This window comes from uncultured Solobacterium sp., from assembly GCF_963517755.1.
In the GTDB taxonomy this organism is placed as follows: domain Bacteria; phylum Bacillota_I; class Bacilli_A; order Erysipelotrichales; family Erysipelotrichaceae; genus Bulleidia.
In genome coordinates this window covers 72,220-91,002 of the sequence record NZ_CAUQGG010000009.1, presented here as the reverse complement: position 1 = coordinate 91,002, position 18,783 = coordinate 72,220, and the positions used below count along the sequence as shown (strand labels likewise).

At 35.9% G+C, this 18,783-nt stretch carries 14 protein-coding genes; 3 read left to right on the top strand and 11 right to left on the bottom strand.

The window, feature by feature from the left end; translation table 11 throughout:
• Positions 1-56: 56 nt before the first annotated feature.
• Positions 57-830 (bottom strand): ABC transporter permease, encoded by a 774-nt coding sequence (locus tag RWM19_RS06620; protein WP_313985164.1) that lies wholly within the window; start codon positions 828-830, stop codon positions 57-59.
• Between the two features lie 4 nt (positions 831-834).
• Complete coding sequence (locus RWM19_RS06615; protein WP_313985160.1) at positions 835-1,980, bottom strand: ABC transporter ATP-binding protein; 1,146 nt, start codon at positions 1,978-1,980, stop codon at positions 835-837.
• Between the two features lie 549 nt (positions 1,981-2,529).
• On the opposite strand from RWM19_RS06615, the gene RWM19_RS06610 reads away from it, so the two are divergent.
• From RWM19_RS06610 to RWM19_RS06600, 3 genes are read left to right on the top strand one after another with little or no spacing between them, the layout of a single operon-like run.
• The gene (locus RWM19_RS06610) at positions 2,530-3,873 is read left to right on the top strand and encodes an exopolysaccharide biosynthesis polyprenyl glycosylphosphotransferase (RefSeq protein WP_313985157.1); all 1,344 of its coding nucleotides are present in this window, start codon (positions 2,530-2,532) and stop codon (positions 3,871-3,873) included.
• Positions 3,870-4,694 (top strand): glycosyltransferase family 2 protein, encoded by an 825-nt coding sequence (locus RWM19_RS06605; RefSeq protein WP_313985155.1) that lies wholly within the window; start codon positions 3,870-3,872, stop codon positions 4,692-4,694. Before RWM19_RS06610 ends, RWM19_RS06605 begins: the two co-directional genes overlap by 4 nt.
• A complete protein-coding gene (locus RWM19_RS06600; protein ID WP_313985152.1) occupies positions 4,691-5,626 on the top strand; it encodes a glycosyltransferase family 2 protein in 936 nt (311 codons plus the stop codon). Before RWM19_RS06605 ends, RWM19_RS06600 begins: the two co-directional genes overlap by 4 nt.
• Positions 5,627-5,701: 75 nt before the next feature.
• Here the strand turns inward: RWM19_RS06600 and RWM19_RS06595 are convergent, their stop codons facing one another.
• From RWM19_RS06595 to RWM19_RS06555, 9 genes are all read right to left on the bottom strand, one after another.
• Positions 5,702-6,061: a hypothetical protein gene (locus RWM19_RS06595; protein ID WP_313985149.1), complete on the bottom strand. Its 360-nt coding sequence runs from the start codon at positions 6,059-6,061 to the stop codon at positions 5,702-5,704.
• An 85-nt stretch (positions 6,062-6,146) separates the two neighbouring features.
• Positions 6,147-7,961 (bottom strand): ABC transporter ATP-binding protein, encoded by a 1,815-nt coding sequence (locus RWM19_RS06590; protein ID WP_313985146.1) that lies wholly within the window; start codon positions 7,959-7,961, stop codon positions 6,147-6,149.
• A 10-nt stretch (positions 7,962-7,971) separates the two neighbouring features.
• Positions 7,972-9,780 (bottom strand): ABC transporter ATP-binding protein, encoded by a 1,809-nt coding sequence (locus RWM19_RS06585; RefSeq protein ID WP_313985143.1) that lies wholly within the window; start codon positions 9,778-9,780, stop codon positions 7,972-7,974.
• Between the two features lie 78 nt (positions 9,781-9,858).
• Positions 9,859-12,519, bottom strand: coding sequence for a peptide-methionine (S)-S-oxide reductase MsrA (gene msrA / locus RWM19_RS06580; protein ID WP_313985140.1), 2,661 nt, complete (start codon positions 12,517-12,519; stop codon positions 9,859-9,861).
• Positions 12,520-12,605: 86 nt separating this feature from the next.
• Positions 12,606-13,682 (bottom strand): metal ABC transporter permease, encoded by a 1,077-nt coding sequence (locus RWM19_RS06575; protein WP_313985137.1) that lies wholly within the window; start codon positions 13,680-13,682, stop codon positions 12,606-12,608.
• Positions 13,664-14,566, bottom strand: a complete 903-nt coding sequence (locus RWM19_RS06570) for a metal ABC transporter permease (RefSeq protein ID WP_294023497.1) — start codon at positions 14,564-14,566, stop codon at positions 13,664-13,666. The genes RWM19_RS06575 and RWM19_RS06570 overlap by 19 nt, the downstream gene beginning before the upstream one ends.
• Positions 14,532-15,266, bottom strand: coding sequence for a metal ABC transporter ATP-binding protein (locus tag RWM19_RS06565; RefSeq protein WP_313985133.1), 735 nt, complete (start codon positions 15,264-15,266; stop codon positions 14,532-14,534). The genes RWM19_RS06570 and RWM19_RS06565 overlap by 35 nt, the downstream gene beginning before the upstream one ends.
• Before the next feature lie 13 nt (positions 15,267-15,279).
• Positions 15,280-16,215 carry a metal ABC transporter solute-binding protein, Zn/Mn family gene (locus RWM19_RS06560; RefSeq protein ID WP_294023499.1) on the bottom strand — a complete coding sequence of 312 codons (936 nt, stop codon included), beginning with the start codon at positions 16,213-16,215 and terminating at the stop codon, positions 15,280-15,282.
• Positions 16,216-16,344: 129 nt separating this feature from the next.
• A complete protein-coding gene (locus RWM19_RS06555; protein WP_313985127.1) occupies positions 16,345-18,621 on the bottom strand; it encodes a Tex family protein in 2,277 nt (758 codons plus the stop codon).
• Positions 18,622-18,783: the final 162 nt, after the last annotated feature.

Sequence of the window (18,783 nt, the reverse complement as noted above, 5' to 3'; positions counted from 1 at the left end):
CCATGTAATTTTAAAGCGGATTTTTCTAAAACCCCAAGTTATTTTACATTAGGCAATTAATACTGTTCTGCAAAACCTTTTTCTAACTTTTCAAAGATAGAATAACCAATAAATAATATAGCAAACGCCATTACAGCTAAAATAAGTAATCCATTTAGTGCTGGTATTTGATGGTATAAAAATACTGAACGATAACCATTCAAAACAAGAGTTAATGGATTATAACGTACTAAAGTAATCAAAAATGAGTTAGATGCAAACATCTCTAACTTATAAACAACAGGTGTTCCATAAAAACCTAATGTTAATAAGAAGTTTACGATATATTCTAAGTCGTGAGCATATGCAGTAAGCGCTGCTAATGCAAAGCCAAACCCTAATGTTAAAATTGCTTGTAACAAGGCTACCACTGGAATGAAAATAAGATGCCAACTCACACCTAAGCCGTAGGCTAGACAAAAGATGAGTATAATAATGCATGATATAAAGAAGTTGATTAGACCACTCATTACAATTGAGATTGGCAGAATCTCACGCGGAAAATATACTTTTTTAATAATACCAGCATTCACTTTTACACTTGCCATACATGCAACCACGGTGGACTGGAAGAATGTCCACGGAATAATACCTGTCGCTAGATAGACAATATAATCATCCCCTGTGCCACGCATTAAATATGGAAATACAATCGCGTATACCATTACTTGTAATAATGGGTTAATAAAACTCCATAAGACACCTAGAAATGATCCTTTGTATTTTCCTCTAATTTCTTTTTTGATATTTGTTTTTAATAACTCTCTGTATTGATAAATTTCATTGAACATTTCTTTAATCCTCGACAAATACCGTTACTTTCGCCTCTGCGATTACCTTTCCATCTTCCAAGATAACTTTAGATGTAATATACAAATTTCCCGCTTCATCTACTTGATCTCTAAAATCATTTGGATCTACAGTAGCATACCACCCAATTGTATCCACATCAATGAAGCCAGCATAATCCTGCGCATATACTTCGAACACATCTTTTCTAGACTCAGGATTGGTAGCTATCAATGTTTTACCAATACAAACTTCACAATGGCTATTTGGATTATCGCTGATGGACCATCCACTAATTTTTAACTCTTTTGTGTTCTCATTAACATAAGTAAAATCAATTGGCTTATCAATAAAGGTTGCTCCTCTAGATTCAGCAGTACCTAGTTTGATTGCTTCCTTTTTCTTCTCTTTATTATCGATTGCTGATTGTTTTAGATATTCACTAATGACATATGCAGGAGCACCATCTAAACGAATGCTACCTTTATATACCCAAATAGCACGAGAACAAAGCTTCTTAACAACATCCAAACTATGTGAAACAATCACAATCGTCTTATCAGAGGCACTTAGTTCACTCAGTTTAGCATAACACTTGTCCTGGAAGTGTTGATCTCCCACAGCTAAAATTTCATCGATTAGTAATATTTCTGCATCTACATTAATTGCGACCGAGAACGCAAGACGCATGTACATACCGGAAGAATAGGTACGAATAGGTTCATCAATAAATGCTTCTAATTCAGAGAATTCAATGATGGAGTCAATACGTTTATCAATTTCTTTTTTTGTTAGCCCAAAAATCGATGCATTAAAATATATGTTTTCTCTACCGGAAAAATCTGGATGGAAACCTGCGCCCAATTCAAGAAGTGATGTTAACTTTCCCTGAGTTTTAATCGTTCCCTCTGTTGGATAGATAATCTTTGTCATCAACTTTAACAGGGTTGATTTTCCAGATCCATTTGTTCCAATCAATGCAACAGTTTCGCCCTTTTTTATATCTAAGTTAATATTTTTTAAAACCTCATGCTGTTCTACACGATTCTTTCTTTTTACAACTAACAAAGCTTTTAATGAGTTGGCCCTATCTGACTGAACCTTAAATGTTTTTGACATTTCTCTGACTTCAATCGCATTTTCTTTGTCCATATTATCTCTATTCCCCTATATGCTAGATTTATATAACAGTCGAATTATATAATAAATCACTCTTTACCGTAATTTTATATTCAATTTCACTTGAATCTTATTTTATGTAATAGATGGTAAATCTCATTCTTTTAACCATAAATTCATAGCCAAAATGCGTATTTTTATTACCCAATTCACATTACCAAATTATTATATCCCAAAATTGAATAAAAGCATATTCACCAACGATTCCATTCCAAATCATTCATATCATTTTAATTTTAATTGAATTACCTCCAGTTTAGCCTCATCTTGATTCTTTCTATATCCATAAATAATTTATGCTGGTCCATGCAAATAAATAACTTTGTCATCTCTTATCATAATTATCAATTCATTATCACCTTAAGATTTGCTAAAATATAATAGATTACTTGTGAATTTTACTTTTAGTCCTCAATTTAGTACACTACAAGTAACATGGTTAATAGATAATTAACCAAGGAGATTTTTATGAAAAGAAATCAATTCTATAAAAATATATACATAACAATATGTATGTTTATAATGATATTTCTATCGACATTCATGTTTTACTCTGTCTGGCTCGAATTCGTAATCGAAAATAACCAAACAGGGCATTTGACTGGTCTTGGCAATCTAGGAATGGCCGTTATCATCTATACACTTTTGTATACCATTATCGGTAATTGGATTCAGACTTTCTCGTTAGATGCTGGTCGTAAGGCAAATGTAATTGCTGGGCAAGTATTAACACTATTTACAGTTAATATTATCGAAGTATTAATTTCTATGGCCATTACTGGTCAGTTCCGTTTCTTATTTGAATTTACATTTAGATACTTCATTCTATTCTTAGTACAATCATTCGTACTATGCGTTTTAGATAACTATATGATTAATCTAATGCGTTATTTATTTAAGCCTTTAGATATCATTGAAATTTACGGAAAACCAAATCAATTGCTTGCAAAGATTTCTGGTATCCCATTTAAGTATCACGTTGTAGATTCAATCCATTATTCCGTAGGTGAAGATAAACTCGAAGAGATTGTAAAAAATGCTGATTCAATCCTAATAAATGATGTCCCTGCTCGTGTTGAAAATCATTTAGTAAAAATGTGCTTTCGATATAACCGACAATGTCATTTAGTCCCTAAAATTTCAGATATTATTATCAAATCATCTTCTGAGATAAATGTAGTGGATACCCCTATTTATGTTTGTAAGAATAAGGGCCTATCGCTTAGCGAACGTATTTTAAAACGCGCTTTTGATATTATCCTATCTGGTCTTTCCTTGATTTTTTTGTCACCTGTATTCATCTTAACAGCAATTGCAATTAAATTAGAGGATAACGGTCCAGTCTTCTTCAGACAAGAAAGAAGTTCCTTGGGCGGTGAACGTTTCTGGATTTTGAAATTCCGTTCCATGATTGTAGATGCCGAAAAAGATGGCCGTTCCATTCCGGCAGGCGAAAATGACCCTCGTATCACTAAGGTCGGAAAGATTATTCGTGCTTTCCGCATTGATGAACTCCCACAGTTGGTTAATATCTTATTCGGAGATATGAGTATTGTTGGACCTCGCCCAGAGCGTGTCGAGCATGTCGAAAAATATAGTGCAATGATTACTGAATTCACCTTCCGTGAAAAGGTAAAAGGTGGTTTAACAGGCTATGCACAAGTATTTGGTAAGTATAATACAACTGCATTGGATAAATTAAAGCTTGATTTGATTTATATTACAAATTACACACCGCTTTTAGATTTGCAAATTATTTTTGAAACAATTAAAATCCTCGTACGTAAAGATAGTACAGAAGGATTTAGCCAACAACGTGTACAAGAAATTAAGGAAATGGATGATTCGGAGGATTACATCCAATGATTAGCGCATCAATAGTTTTATACAACACAGATAAAGACCTATTAGAATCTGTTTTAGAAAGTTATCATCCAAGCCAAGAACGATTACTATTGATTATTGATAACAGTCCCACACCAACAGATTATTTTGTAAATATGAAATATGTACACTATATTTTCAATGAGGAAAATATAGGTTTTGGTGCTGCCCATAATATCGCAATCCATAAAGCAATCGATTTAAAGTCTGAATATCATATTGTTTTAAATCCAGACATAGAATTTGATACTGATATTATTGCAGAATTAAAGCACTATTGTGATGAACATCCTGATGTCAGTTATGTGTTACCAAAAGTCATTTATCCTAACGGTGATCTACAATACCTTTGCAAACTACTACCGACACCCGCCGATTTGATTTTCAGGCGCTTTATTCCGCATTTTGGACACCATAATACACATAATGATCGATATACCTTAAAAGACTCAGGATATAACAAAATTTTTAATCCACCATGTTTATCGGGTTGCTTTATGTTTTTACGCGTCAGTACACTTGAGCAATATCAACTTTTCTTTGATGACCGCTTCTTTATGTACTGTGAAGACTTCGATCTAATACGGCGTATACATAGAGTCGCAAAAACAATTTTTTATCCATATGTCACAATTGTACATAATCATGCGGCTTCATCATATCACGATATAAAAATGTTACTCATTCACATCAGCAGTGCGTGTAAATACTTTAATAAGTATGGATGGTTCTTCGATAGAGAACGTGATGACTTTAATCAAAGGGTATTATCTGAACTAGGGTTAGAAAAGGAGAAGAAATGATTGACATATTACTTGCAACTTATAATGGTGAAAAGTACTTACCAGAACTTTTATCTTCTCTTGAACAGCAGACGTATACCGATTGGAAACTTATCATCATCGATGACTGTTCTAAAGATAAAACAATTGATATTTTGCATTCTTTCAAAGAAACATCAAAACATTCTGTTGAAATTTTTATAAATTCTAAACCTGTAGGTTGTGGCAAAGATAACTTTTTCGCACTGGCAAAAAAATCTACCAGTGACTATATTGCCTTCTGTGACCAAGATGATGTATGGTTACCAAACAAGTTAGAAACATGTATGCAGGCAATGCGTAACGCTGAAAAAGAAGATACATCTTTACCAATACTGATCTATAGTGATTTAAAGGTTGTTGATAATGACTTAAACCTTATCAGTCCATCATTCTTCTCGTATTCAAATTACAGAATAAATCCACAGTTACAACATCTTATTTGCCAAAATCAAATTACTGGATGTACGATACTAGCAAACAAAGCGTTGAACCAGTTATGTATTCAAGCAAAAAATTATGATCAAATTTTAATGCATGATTCATGGTATGGCATTACTGCTATGACATTTGGAAAAGTGATTTATATTAACAAATCACTAATTCTATATCGCCAACATGGGAATAACTCTGTAGGTGCAATTAACGCAAATAGTATTCAATATAAGTTGCATCGTTTACTAAACCCTATGAAGATGCGCCGAAGTAATTACGACCATATCCTAGAAGTTAACTATTTCTGTAATATCTTTACAAAGCAACTACAAAATAATCCATATCATAATATGTTAATGGATTTTGCAAACCTGCAAACAAAATCACGTTTAGAATACCGCAAGGTATGTATGAAATACCAGATTTACAAATTTCCACTATATAGGAAACTTGGTCAATTATATTACACTCATCACTAATAAAGACTTATTCAAGATTGGCGTACTTGAATAAGTCTTTTAATTTTGAATATGCAAATGTTTTTTGTATCTATCCTATTTTTCTCTCTGCAAATAAATCTTCTCTGTCGCCGATATAATGAGTGTTAACTTATCGCCATCAAGTTCATAACTAATTGTTTGATCACCACCTGTAATCTTTCCATCTTTCCAGGTGAAAGGTAATCTATCATTCAACATCATAAATGTACCTGTTCCATCTTCATTGAAGATGATAAAACCCGTCACATCACCAACCTTAATTTCATCAGCTAGAATTGCTTGTCCATCCTTTTCAATTTCAACCAATGAATACTGCCCAATAAGATTCTTATCGCTATAGCCTTTCTGACACCCAGCTAGTGTAATCAGTGCTAGAATGGATACCATCAATATTTTTGTTATTTTTCTTATCATAGAATTATGTTAACTCATCTACAGTTTGAATACAAATGCATATACCACGAAAAATGAGAACCTATCGCTAGGTTCTCATCATACTTTATGAAACAGTATCTACTACCATCTCTTCATACTGACGTGTATAGAGTTCATAATAGTAACCCTTTTGTTTCATGAGCTCTGAATGTGTACCACGTTCAATGATCTTACCATCACGAACAACCAAGATAACATCCGCATTTACAATCGTAGATAGACGGTGTGCAATTACAAAGGATGTTCTTCCTTTGATAACTGTATCAATCGCATCTTGAATTGCCTTTTCTGTAAGAGTATCAATTGATGCTGTCGCTTCATCTAACACTAAGATGCGTGGGTCTGCTAAGATTGCACGAGCGAAGGACAAGAGTTGTTTTTCACCAGTCGATAACATTCCACCACCTTCACCAACATCGCTGTCTAAACCCTTCTCCATCTTTTCAATTACAAACTTTGCAGAGACTAGATCTAGCGCATGCATAATTTCTTCATCCGTCGCGGTAGGTTTACCATAGCGAAGATTATCCCTAACCGTTCCAGAGAATAAGTGTGGTGTTTGTAAAACATAACCGATATTGGAATGTAACCAAAGCTGTGAACGCTCCCGAGCATCTCTTCCATCAATGAGAACTTGCCCCTTTGTTGGTTCAAAGAAACGACAAACTAGATTTACAAGCGTTGATTTACCAGCACCTGTTTCCCCAACGATTGCGACATTTGTTCCATGTGGTACATCGAGATTAAAGTTTTCTAAGACCATCTCATCGCCATCAGGATACTTGAAGTCCACATTCTTGAACGCTACATCGCCAATCAGTGGTTCCCAGTTTTCCTTCTTTGGATGGAAGGTATCTCCGTACTTTTCAATAACTTCTGGTGAATCCGCAACATCTGACTCTGTATTCACTAATCGATTGAAACGTTCGATATTTACTTGAATTGAGACAAGCGAAGATATTGTAGTAATCACACTATGTAATGGATCCATAATACCTAATGCATAACTCATAAATACAGATAATGTACCAATTAACATCATGTTGTTAATGGTTAGATTGCCACCTTGCCACATGACAATTGCTAGTGCAATCGAACTCATCATCGTAACTGTAGAATAGAAGAACGCCTGATAGCGTGCAGCTTGCACAGACACATGGCGCATCGTTTCTGTATCTTTTTGAAATCCATCTCCAATGATACTTTCAATTACCATTGTCTTGATTGATCTTGCACCTGTAATACCTTCATTAAAGTCACTTGTGATTTGGGAGTTCAATTCACGAATATGACGATTCAGTTTTACAAGTCGTTTCTGGAAGAATGCGATGATGAATACTGCAAATGGAACAAGCACAAACACCATGCATGCAAGTCTCCAACTAATTCTTACCATGTTAATCATAACGAATAGAATATACGATCCATTCCAAACAACATCCATCATACGCCAAGACATGAGTTCACCAATCTTACCACTATCACTCATAACTCTTGCATGAATATAACCAACATTGTTTTGGTTAAAGTACGCAAAGGATAATTCCTGTAAATGATTGAATGAAGTATTTCTAAGATCACGATTCAAATCTAACTCTGTCTTAGATACCCAGAATACACTAATAAAGTTCAGTAAAACTTGAACAATCAATATTCCAATATAGAGTGCGATAAATAGTCCAAGTGTATCAAGAGTATTCTCTCCAACATAGTGATTTAATGCATACTGATTAAATAGCGGATAACATGAATCTACTAAACTCGAAAATAAACCCATTAGAATCATCGCAATGATTCTGTATTTATATTTCTTCGCAAATGGTAGAATCTTCGGAATGCCAAAGTATGGAAGTGATATATTTTTATTTTCTTCTTGCATACGTACCTCCCTACTCACTCTGTTGTGATTGCATTTCAAAGATACGACGATAAATTCCCTGTTTCTCTAACAGTTGTTCATGTGTACCTTCTTCTACAACCCTACCTTTATCTAAAACAATAATATGATCGGCTGCCATTAACGTTGTAATACGATGCGAAATCAAGATAACAGTCGATTCTGAAATATTATCTTTGAGACCTGCTCGAATCTTCGCATCCGTTTCTGCATCGACTGCAGAAAGAGAGTCATCAAAGATCATGATTGGCGGTTTACGTATCAACATCTGTGCAATCGCAGCTCGCTGCTTTTGACCACCAGAGAGTGTAACACCACGTTCACCAACATATGTGTTATATCCTTCTTTAAAATGTGAGATAGCTTCATCCAATGACGCAATCTTCGCAGCTGTACGTATTTCCTTCATATCTGCAGACTGTTTAGCAATCTTGATATTCTCCGATAAGGAGCGAGAGAAGAGATATGGTTCCTGTAATACCATACCAATATTCTGACGAATCCACTCCGCTTTCATATCTCTAATATCAACGCCACCAATCGTAATTTGACCATGATCATTCGGCAACTGATATAGACGGTCTAACAGATACATTAGTGTAGATTTCCCTGAACCCGTTCCACCTAAAATGCCAAATGTCGTTCCCGCTTTGATTTTGAAGGAAACATTTTCCAATACCTCAGTCGAACCATTTTCATACTGATAGGATACATTCTTAAATTCAATATCTTGTAGTAAATCAGGAGTAACCGCATTAGGCTTATCCTCTTCCATCTCAGAATTCATAATGTAACGTAAACGGTCGATAGAAATACCCGCCTTCGACATATTCGCAATTGTTCTTCCCAAAGAACGTACAGGCCATAACAATAATGAATTATACGCAATAAACGCAATGTAGTTACCTGCAGACATACCATTATTTACCGTGATGATAGCACCATAGGAAATAACCACTAGCATCTGTAAATTAGAAATCATGTCAGATGACATCCAGAACGCAGATAACAGTCGCATCAAATGCGTCCACATATTTGTATAGTGTTCGTTTTGTTTTTCAAAACGTTCACGTTCGTAAGCTTCACGTCCAAATGCACGAACAACACGTACACCTGTTAAGTTTTCCTGGGCAATTGATGATAGCTTACCTTCTTCTTCATCTGCAACTTCAAATGCATTACCAATCTTTGCATGGAAGAAGAAACTATAGCCTACAATAATTGGAATAAATGTGGATGTTGCTAGGGCTAACTTTACATTGATTGAGAACATAAAGAACAACACCAACACAATCAAGATAATGATACGCACAAGATAAATTAACTGTTCCGATAAGAAACCCTTGATAGTATCTACATCTGATGTACATCTTTGAATAATATCACCAGTATGATTTTCACTATGCCACTTAAATGGTAAATGCATGATATGCGTAAATAGGTCATCACGCATGGTCTTTACCAACTTCTCTGATCCCATCGCTGTAAAAGACTGGAAGAAGTAACGACAAGATACCGCAAGTAGCGCAACAATCACTACAACAATTGCGATTATCCAAAGGTTATGACGTAAAAACGCAATTCCACCAACCTTATCAACACAGTTCTGAATTAGTTCTGGTAATACAACATCTTTATGATCGATTACTGAGTCTACAGTAAATGCAATAATTCTTGGATTAATTAATTCTAATAACGAAACAAGACATGCAAAGAGGATAGACAAACCAAAATATACTTTGGAACCCCTTAAAAAATGCCATATCATGCTTAATTTCGTCGGGAATTTCTCCTTCGACATATTCTTTCCCCCTCCTTCTGATAAATTCATATTTTATCAAACATAACTTCAAATTGAAAGAAGGCTCGAGCATCCTTTTTAAGAAACTAAAATAGAACCACCAATAAATTCACGAATAATCGAGTTATTTGCAATGATACTGTCATCATCAATCGATGCAAAGCAAGATAAGAATTGTAACATCCTCTGCGCTTCAGCATACTCAGCCTGGTCAGGCTTTACTTTTTCTAATAGTGGTGTTGCGTATTTCTTTAATACCGCTAGTTCATAAACACATTGGCTATTAAAGAATACGTCAGCTTCCTTATTGAATGGGAAGATATACTTCTCTTCACCATGACGTACAGATGGCCATGATGAAATGGTAACCGCACCATCGCGTCCGCGTGTGCGATTATCTCGAACCATTCTTCTTAACATGCGTGCATCTGTCGTTGGAATACGATGATGCGCATCAAGATTAATCTGTGTTAGAGGACTGATATAGATTTTAAACTTCTCACTATCATCAATCCCTTCCGTCAGTTGTGGATTTAGACCATGAATACCTTCAATCACAATTGGTTGTGAAGCATCAATGGAAGTAATTCTCTTACCAAATATCTTCTTGCCAGTAATAAAATCAAATTCTGGTAAATCCACTTTCTCACCATGCAGTAATGCATTCATCTGTGTTTCAAACAGATGAAGGTCAACTGCTTCTAATTCCTCAAAATCATATTTTCCATTCTCATCCGGAATCATTTCATCACGATTAACAAAGTAATCATCTGTTCCAAGATACAATGGATTTAAACCTATCACCTTCAACTGAATACATAGACGTTTCGCAAATGTTGTCTTGCCAGATGAAGATGGACCTGCAATCAAAATAATTCTCTTCTTCGCACTTTGAATTTGTTCCGCAATCATCGCAATTTTCTTTTCATGTAATGCTTCACTTAACATAATTAAATCTTTAGATTCTTGCTTTTCAATCATGCGATTCAAGTCAGACGCAAAACTAACCTTTAATAACTTCTCCCATTGTGTTTCCTCCGAGAATGCATCATATAGTAATTTCTGTTCCTCGTATGGAGGAATCTCGTCAGGATAGTTTGGATGTGGAAAACGCAATAACAATCCATTACGATAGCGACGTACTTCAAAGAATGGAATATAACTTGTGGATGGTAATGCATGTACAAAAGACATCATCTTTTCATCCGCAAGTGTAAGCACATAGACATTCTTTAAATCACTTGCGGTATTTAATAGGTCTACGCTCTTCTTATCTTTGACATCCTGTAGGAGTTGAATAGCACTATCACGGTCTACATACTCTTCTGTAATCTCTAGATCATCCTCGACAAGTTCATGCATACGTGTTTCAATTTCCTTCGCAAGATTATCTGTCACATTCCCAGCATGAATTACAGTAAATAATCCCTTGGATAATGAATTGGCTATCGTAACCGTCACGTTCTTACCCATTACATCATGAATCGCCTTCAAATATAAAAGTGTTAATGACGTTTGATAACAGGTATTGCCATACGATGCACGAATATCCTGTAGTTCTACAATATCACCTTCACCAATACGTTCATTAAAGTGTACATTCTTATGATTGATGAGTGCAGCGTAAATCCGATGTTCGGTATGTACTTCTTGAATCAGTTCCACAATCGTTGTATTTTTCTTTACTTCTAATTTCAGTTCTTTTTCTGATGGAAGAATGACTGTAATTTGACATGGTAGTTGATTTAACTTCTTTACTTCTTCCATCTCAAACGCAGTGATATGACAATACCCATTAGGATGCTTATCCAGATAATCCTGATGATATTCTTCCGCAGTATAAAAGTTTTTAAGTGGTTCTAGTTCCACAAAGAAACGATCATACTTCATACGCTCACGTGCATAAATTGGCTTAATCACGTCAAGATCATTTTCATCTACATAGTAAATACCCGTTTGATATTGTGTACCAATGTCGTTACCTTGGCGATTACGTTGACGTGGGTCGATGCATAAGAAGAATGCACGAATGATGATAGATAACGAAACTACATCCGGTTGATAAACCACCTTCACCGCTTCCTTATACCCTGTCTCATTGCGGCATACTTCCTCATATGTTGGATTCTCTGTGATGCCATTTGCGTATCCGGTGGTTGTTTCCACAACACCATCTAACGCTTTAAATACCTTTTCAACACCCCAGAAACATCCACCGGCAAGCACGATTGTCTTCTCATTTTGATCAAATGCATCCTGTACTAATTGTTTTGGTTTATATTCATAAACATACTCATCCTCATCTTGTCCAAGTCTTTCATATCCATTGTGTTCTAATACACGGATAGAATAAATATTATCCACATGACAATTTGCATGTATGCATGTAATACCATAATCTTCAATTAGTTTCTTCGTTAGAAGATAAACACTATTTTTCGCATATGATTGATGACGGTACTTCTCAACAACCATATAACCGATAGAAAGTTCCGTCTCATGAATATCGTAAATCTCAATAATACCCTTTAATTGTTCATCCTCTTTTCCAAAAATGCCAAGAATCACTTCATCCTTATCCTGGTAGGACTTTTCATAGTTTTCTATTGTTTTCGCTGCTTGGCGTTTTGTCAATCTTACTTCATATACATCCGAAAGGTATTTTGCGTCTTCCTGTACAAAACGACGTAATACTATAAACCCATCTTCATACTGTGGGAATTGTTCAAATAATTTCATTTCAAACACCTCAATTCTTTATGCTTATTATACCGCCTAACAGACAAAACAAAAATGGATATAACGTTTTGTCATATCCATAAATTCTATTGAAATAATTGTTTTGTAACATATGTGATTCCTTTTTCCGTTAAGGAATATAGTTGTTTTGCATCATTACGTGCAACATATCCTCGCTTGATTAATCTTTCGATACGATCATCTGTAATTTTATTTGACCAGTTGAGATGTTGATGAATTGTTTGATACCCTAACTCAATTGCATTTCCCTTGTGACGATAAAGATGGACTAGTAGTAAATCTTCACAGAACTTCTCATAATTGACAAATGACTTTGCCCATTGTCTCAACATACCATTTCGATGAAAGATAATACCCAATATTACTGTAATCATACCCACCAAACTACACATGCCAGAAACCGATACATTCCACAACATTGCGAAATGATATCCTAACCATGAATTAATAATCGCAAAGAGTATCGATACAAATATTGTAATCTTTAGGTCTTTTGTAATCATACATGCGGCAGCTGCAGGTGCCACAAAGTATGAAATCACCAACATACCACCAACACTATTAAACGCCACAACACAGGTAATCGATACTAGTACCATGAATACACGATATAAATATGTAACAGGTATTCCAATTAATTGTGCATACTCTGGATCAAATATTGATATCTTCAACTTCTGATAATTCACTAGTAAAAATATTCCGTTCATCGCTGTAATCACCAACATCTCAAATAACGACTTCGGCATGCCAAATTGTCGAATAAACGGTGTAAAGAGCGGATTACCCATTAATACAATTTCAACATCTAGATGGGTATTCCGAAAAAACTTTGTAATTAGTAGTACAGCTAAGGCAAAAAATACAGGAAAGACAATCGCTAAAGCATCATCACGTTCTACCAAATGATGCCGAGACAATTCTTCAACTAGCCAAATTGTAAATACACCAAAGATAGATGCACTAACGACCAACCATATGGAACGTAAATCTGGCACAAAGAAGAATGCGACTACAATTCCTAGCAATACAGAATGTGATAGTGCATCGGCTGTCATCGCTAATTTCCGAAGGATTAGAACAGGTCCTAGGATTGCACATCCAATGGCCGTTACCATTAGTGTTAACAATACTTCTGACATGATTTCGCATCCTTTCCAAGTTTTCTTTGTGCAATTAAACCATACTTGCCAAATATCATAGATAGGATTGTAAATATACCCATACAAAGTATTACCATTGGCCCTGTCGCAATACCACTATATGCTGTAGAAAGAAAGGTTCCTATAAATGCGGAAATTCCAGCTACACAAGCTGCGATACACAATACCCATTTAAGATCTCTAGAATGTTGATTTGCACAGATACACGGCATGGTTAAAAATGAGGAAATCAAAATTGCACCAATACACTTTAATCCAACAACGATAAACATCACCATCATCAGTAATAAGACACCACTTACGATAGGCATTGAAATCCCAATTGAACTTGCAAACTGTGGATCAAAGATACTAGCCACTAATTCTTTATAGAATAAAGCCAATAATACTGCTGCGATAATTGCACATATCGCAATCATGATGATATCTTCCTTCATGATAAACGCTGCAGATCCAAAGATATAATTCTTTAGTCCCGCTTGTGATGCACGCATGTAGGAAGAGTTTCCTTGTAAGTAACTCTTTAATACCATTCCAAGTCCAAAGAAACCTGTAAGGGTAATCGCGAGTGCCGCATCAAAATCAATCACACTATGCTTTCGAATCATTTGTATTGTTAGATACGCAAGAATACCAACTACCGCAGCACCGAGTGTTAATATCACAGAACTACGTACAGAAAATAACATGAACGCAATGACAACTCCAGGATAAGACGCATGTCCTACTGCATCTGCCATTAAACTTTGTCCCTTATAAACACTAAAACATCCTACAATCGCACTTGGAATTGCCAGTAATACTGTTCCAATCGCCACAACTAAGAAATCATAAGAGAATAGTATCTGTGTTAAATTTGTCATTTTGATACGTCTTTCTAATATTTTCTTCTGTTAATACATCATCGATTTTGCCATTGGCTATCACATACTTATTGATAAATATAACATGGTCAAAGTACTTCTTTAGCGTATGTAAATCATGGTGTACACAGACAATTGTCTTTCCTGCTTTTTGTAGTTGCTTGATTTTATCCATGATAATTTGTTCACTGGTTTGATCAACTCCCGCAAGTGGTTCATCCATCACAATCAAATCCGCGTCATGACAAAGTGCTCGAGCGATAAAGACACGTTGTTTCTGTCCTCCGGATAATTGTGATATCTGCCGATTTTCAAATTCTTCAAGTCCCATTTCATAGAGGGCATGACGAGCTAGTTCCTTATCTTTTTTACGCGGCCATTTTAACCATCCCAGACTCGCATAACGTCCCATTAATACTACATCTTTTACACGAATCGGAAAATTCCAATTCACTGCAGATACCTGTGGGATATAAGCAATCTGTTTCCGTACTTCCGCAAGACTTTTACCATCGATTGTTATCACACCTGAAATGGACTTGATAAATCCGAGAATACATTTCAATAATGTTGATTTCCCTGCACCATTTGGACCTACAATCGCTGTGATTGCATTTCTTTCGATATCAACATCCACATCCCAAAGGACTGGACTTTCTCCATATGAGACTGTTAAATCTTCAACATGTATATAACTCATATAGATGACTCCTTTACTTGAGATTTGATACGATGAGGTCAACATTGAAACGATACATATCAATATACGTATCTCCAGGCTGTCCCTTAGGTGCTAAAGAGTCACTGAATAATTCTTTTCCCTCTCCACCTACTACTGTCACATCAAATCCCTTTGCCTTACACGATTCCTTCAACTTCTCCATGCGTGCAGGGTCAGTTGTTGTTTCCGCAAAGATAGCCTTTACCTGATGTTCAACGATATACGCCGCAGTTTCTGCCATATCACTATTGGATAATTCCGCATCGGTACTAACACCCTGTGGTGCCTTTACGGTAATGTCATAGCGACGGGAGAAATAATTAAACGCGTCATGTGGTGTAATTAGAATTCTATGATCAGATGGAATCTGATTGAGTTGTTCACGATTATACGCATCTAGTTCATCCAACTTCTTAAGGTATGCCTGCAAGTTTTCTTCAATTTCATCTTTTAAATCTGGCAATTTATCCTCAAGTGCTTTAGCAGCTTCTTGCGTTGCTTGTTTATATAAGTCAATATCAAACCAAAAGTGTGGATCGATAATCGTTTCTCCATTTTCTTCCATTCGACCTACTTTTGATTCATCAAAGTTCTGCGATACAGATACCGCACCAATCGATTCAAGTAGTTCAACCATCTTTCCTTCAAAATGCAATCCATGATATAAAACTAAATCTGCATTTTGTAGTTTTGTATTATCTTCAGGCTTAGCCTCATAGGTATGCGGATCTTCTCCTGCCGGGATAATCAGTTGTGTATCAACCTTATCTCCTACAAGAACATTCACCATGTCTTCTAAAAATGAGGTTGTCACTACAACATTTAATTTATCTGATTTCTTTGTAGAACCTGTTGTCATACTTGATTTATTTCCTGCACACGCAGTCATCATAGCAATCGCTATGACTAACAATATTTTCTTAATCATAATTCCTCCATAAGTTAGTTTATACTAACTACAGTTAAAGAATACTGCGTTTTATAGTTAGTGTCAACTAACTTGTTTATAAACTTTTAGAAATTAATAAAAGATGGATGTTCACCCATCTTTTATTGCTTATTTACCAAATCTTTCCTTAAGACGTGCTAACGCATCGTCCATGGATACTTCTTTCTTTATTGGCTTATTTTGTTTTGGTCTTTGATTGTTATGCTTTCCAACAGCTGCTTTACGATGACGATATGCCGCATCACGTTGTTCTAATTGATCAAGCGGCAGTAAGGATAACTGTACACGATTTCTTGCTTCATCGATTTGATATACCCAAACCTTAATAATATCATTGACTGCCACACACTCAGATGGATGAGAAATTCTCTTCATCGACATATGAGATAAGTGAACTAAGCCATCTTCATGTAGGCCAATATCCACAAAGGCACCAAAATCTACTACGTTTCGAACTGTGCCAGATAACTGATCCCCTACATGTAGATCTGAGATATTCAGTACATCACTCTTAAGAAGTGCACCATCAAATTGTTCACGGTAGTCTCGTAATGGTTGACGAATCGCTTCTTCGATGTCCTTAAGTGTATATTCATCAATACCAAGTTCTGCTGTCTTTTCCTTAGGGAAAGAGATATCTGCTTCACCAAGTTTTGTAATACCACATGCTTGCATGAGTTTACGTGCGGCTTCGTAACTTTCTGGGTGAATGGATGTTTGATCAAGCGGTTCATCACCATCTGTGATACGCAAGAAACCTGCACACTGTGTAAATGCCTTTGGTCCTAACTTCTTAACCTTCAGCAATTGTTTACGGTTCGTAAAGCGTCCATTTTCATTACGATAGTTTACGATTTCTTGTGCTGTACCACTATTTAAACCAGAAATATGTGTGAGTAACTCTAGGGAAGCTGTATTTAAATCTGCACCAGTGCGGTTTACTGACTTCAATACAACCTCATCAAGTCTTTCTGCTAATGCCTTCTGTGGAAGGTCGTGTTGGTATTGACCTACACCGATAGATTGTGGATCAATCTTAATTAGCTCTGCAAGTGGATCAAGTAAGCGTCTTCCAATCGATACTGCAGAACGCTCTTCAACTTCAATATCTGGGAACTCTTTACGTGCTGCTTCTTGTGCTGACCATACAGAAGCACCTGCCTCTGATACGATTGCATAGGAAACATCTAACTTCTGTTCATGGATCAGTTCAGCGACTAACTTCTCACTTTCACGAGATGCAGTACCATTACCAATTGCGATAATCTGAACATGATACTTTTGGATGAGTGCTAGTAACTTCTTCTTAGAAGTTTCAATATCTTCACCCTTCTTTGAGAATGGGAAAATCTTACTAACAGTTAACATCTTACCAGTCTCATCAATGACCGCTAACTTACAACCATTGAAGAAACCCGGATCAAATCCTAATACAATTCTTCCCTTTAATGGAGCCTGTAAGAGTAACTTCTCTAAGTTCATAGAGAAGATTTCAATGGACTTATTCTGTGCTCTTTCACTTAACTCAGAGCGAATTTCACGTTCGATAGATGGGAATAATAGACGATCACAACCATCTATAACCGCTTCATTTAAAGTCTCTTCAACAATTGTTGTTTGGGCTTTAAGAAGTGTCTTTAATGCATTCTTCTTTAACTGTTCATCATCGAAGACAAAGGAAACTGTAATAACTTTTTCTTTCTCGGCACGATCAATTGCCATAATACGGTGATCTGCGAGTTGAGAAATCTTTTCACTACGATCGTAGTACATTTCATAGACTTTATTTTCATCAACTGCATCCTTCTTTAACTTTGTCTGAAGAACACCTGCCTGCATGATAGTATCTTTAAATGCCCAACGCTGTTTTGCGTTATCACTGACAACTTCAGCGATAATATCCTTCGCACCCTGAATCGCATCCGCAACGGAAGTCACCGTCTCTGATAAGTACTTCTCTGCCTCAGCTTCTAAGGAACCTTCGGTAGGTAGCGCAAGCATCCAATCCGCAAGAGGTTGTAAACCATTCTTGATCGCTGTTGTGGCACGCGTCTTCTTCTTTTGTGCATATGGGCGGTAGATATCTTCTACCTGGGATAGTTTTGTACATTCGATAACAGACTGCTTAATTTCCTCTGTTAACTTACCCTGCTCTTCAATTAGCTTCAGAACATTCTCTTTTCTTTCCGCTAATTTCTGTTGATATTCATATTGTTTCTGGATATAGAAAATCTGTTCTTCATCCAAACCCTTTGTGGCTTCCTTACGGTAGCGGGCAATAAATGGAACTGTATTTCCTTCCGCTAATAAAGATAGTGTATTTTCGACCTGACTGAGTTGAACTTTTAACTCCGTCGCAATCGCCTGAATGATATTTTCGTTCATGATGTGACTCCCTTCATCCCTACTATTTTATCACTGATTCACTTTATTTTAAAACTCTCGCAAAGAAACCAATTCAGGCTTTCTTTCAATTTAGATAAAAGTGAATAAATGTCTGAATAATATATTGACTTGTGGTCAAATTTTGAGTACGATTATGTCATG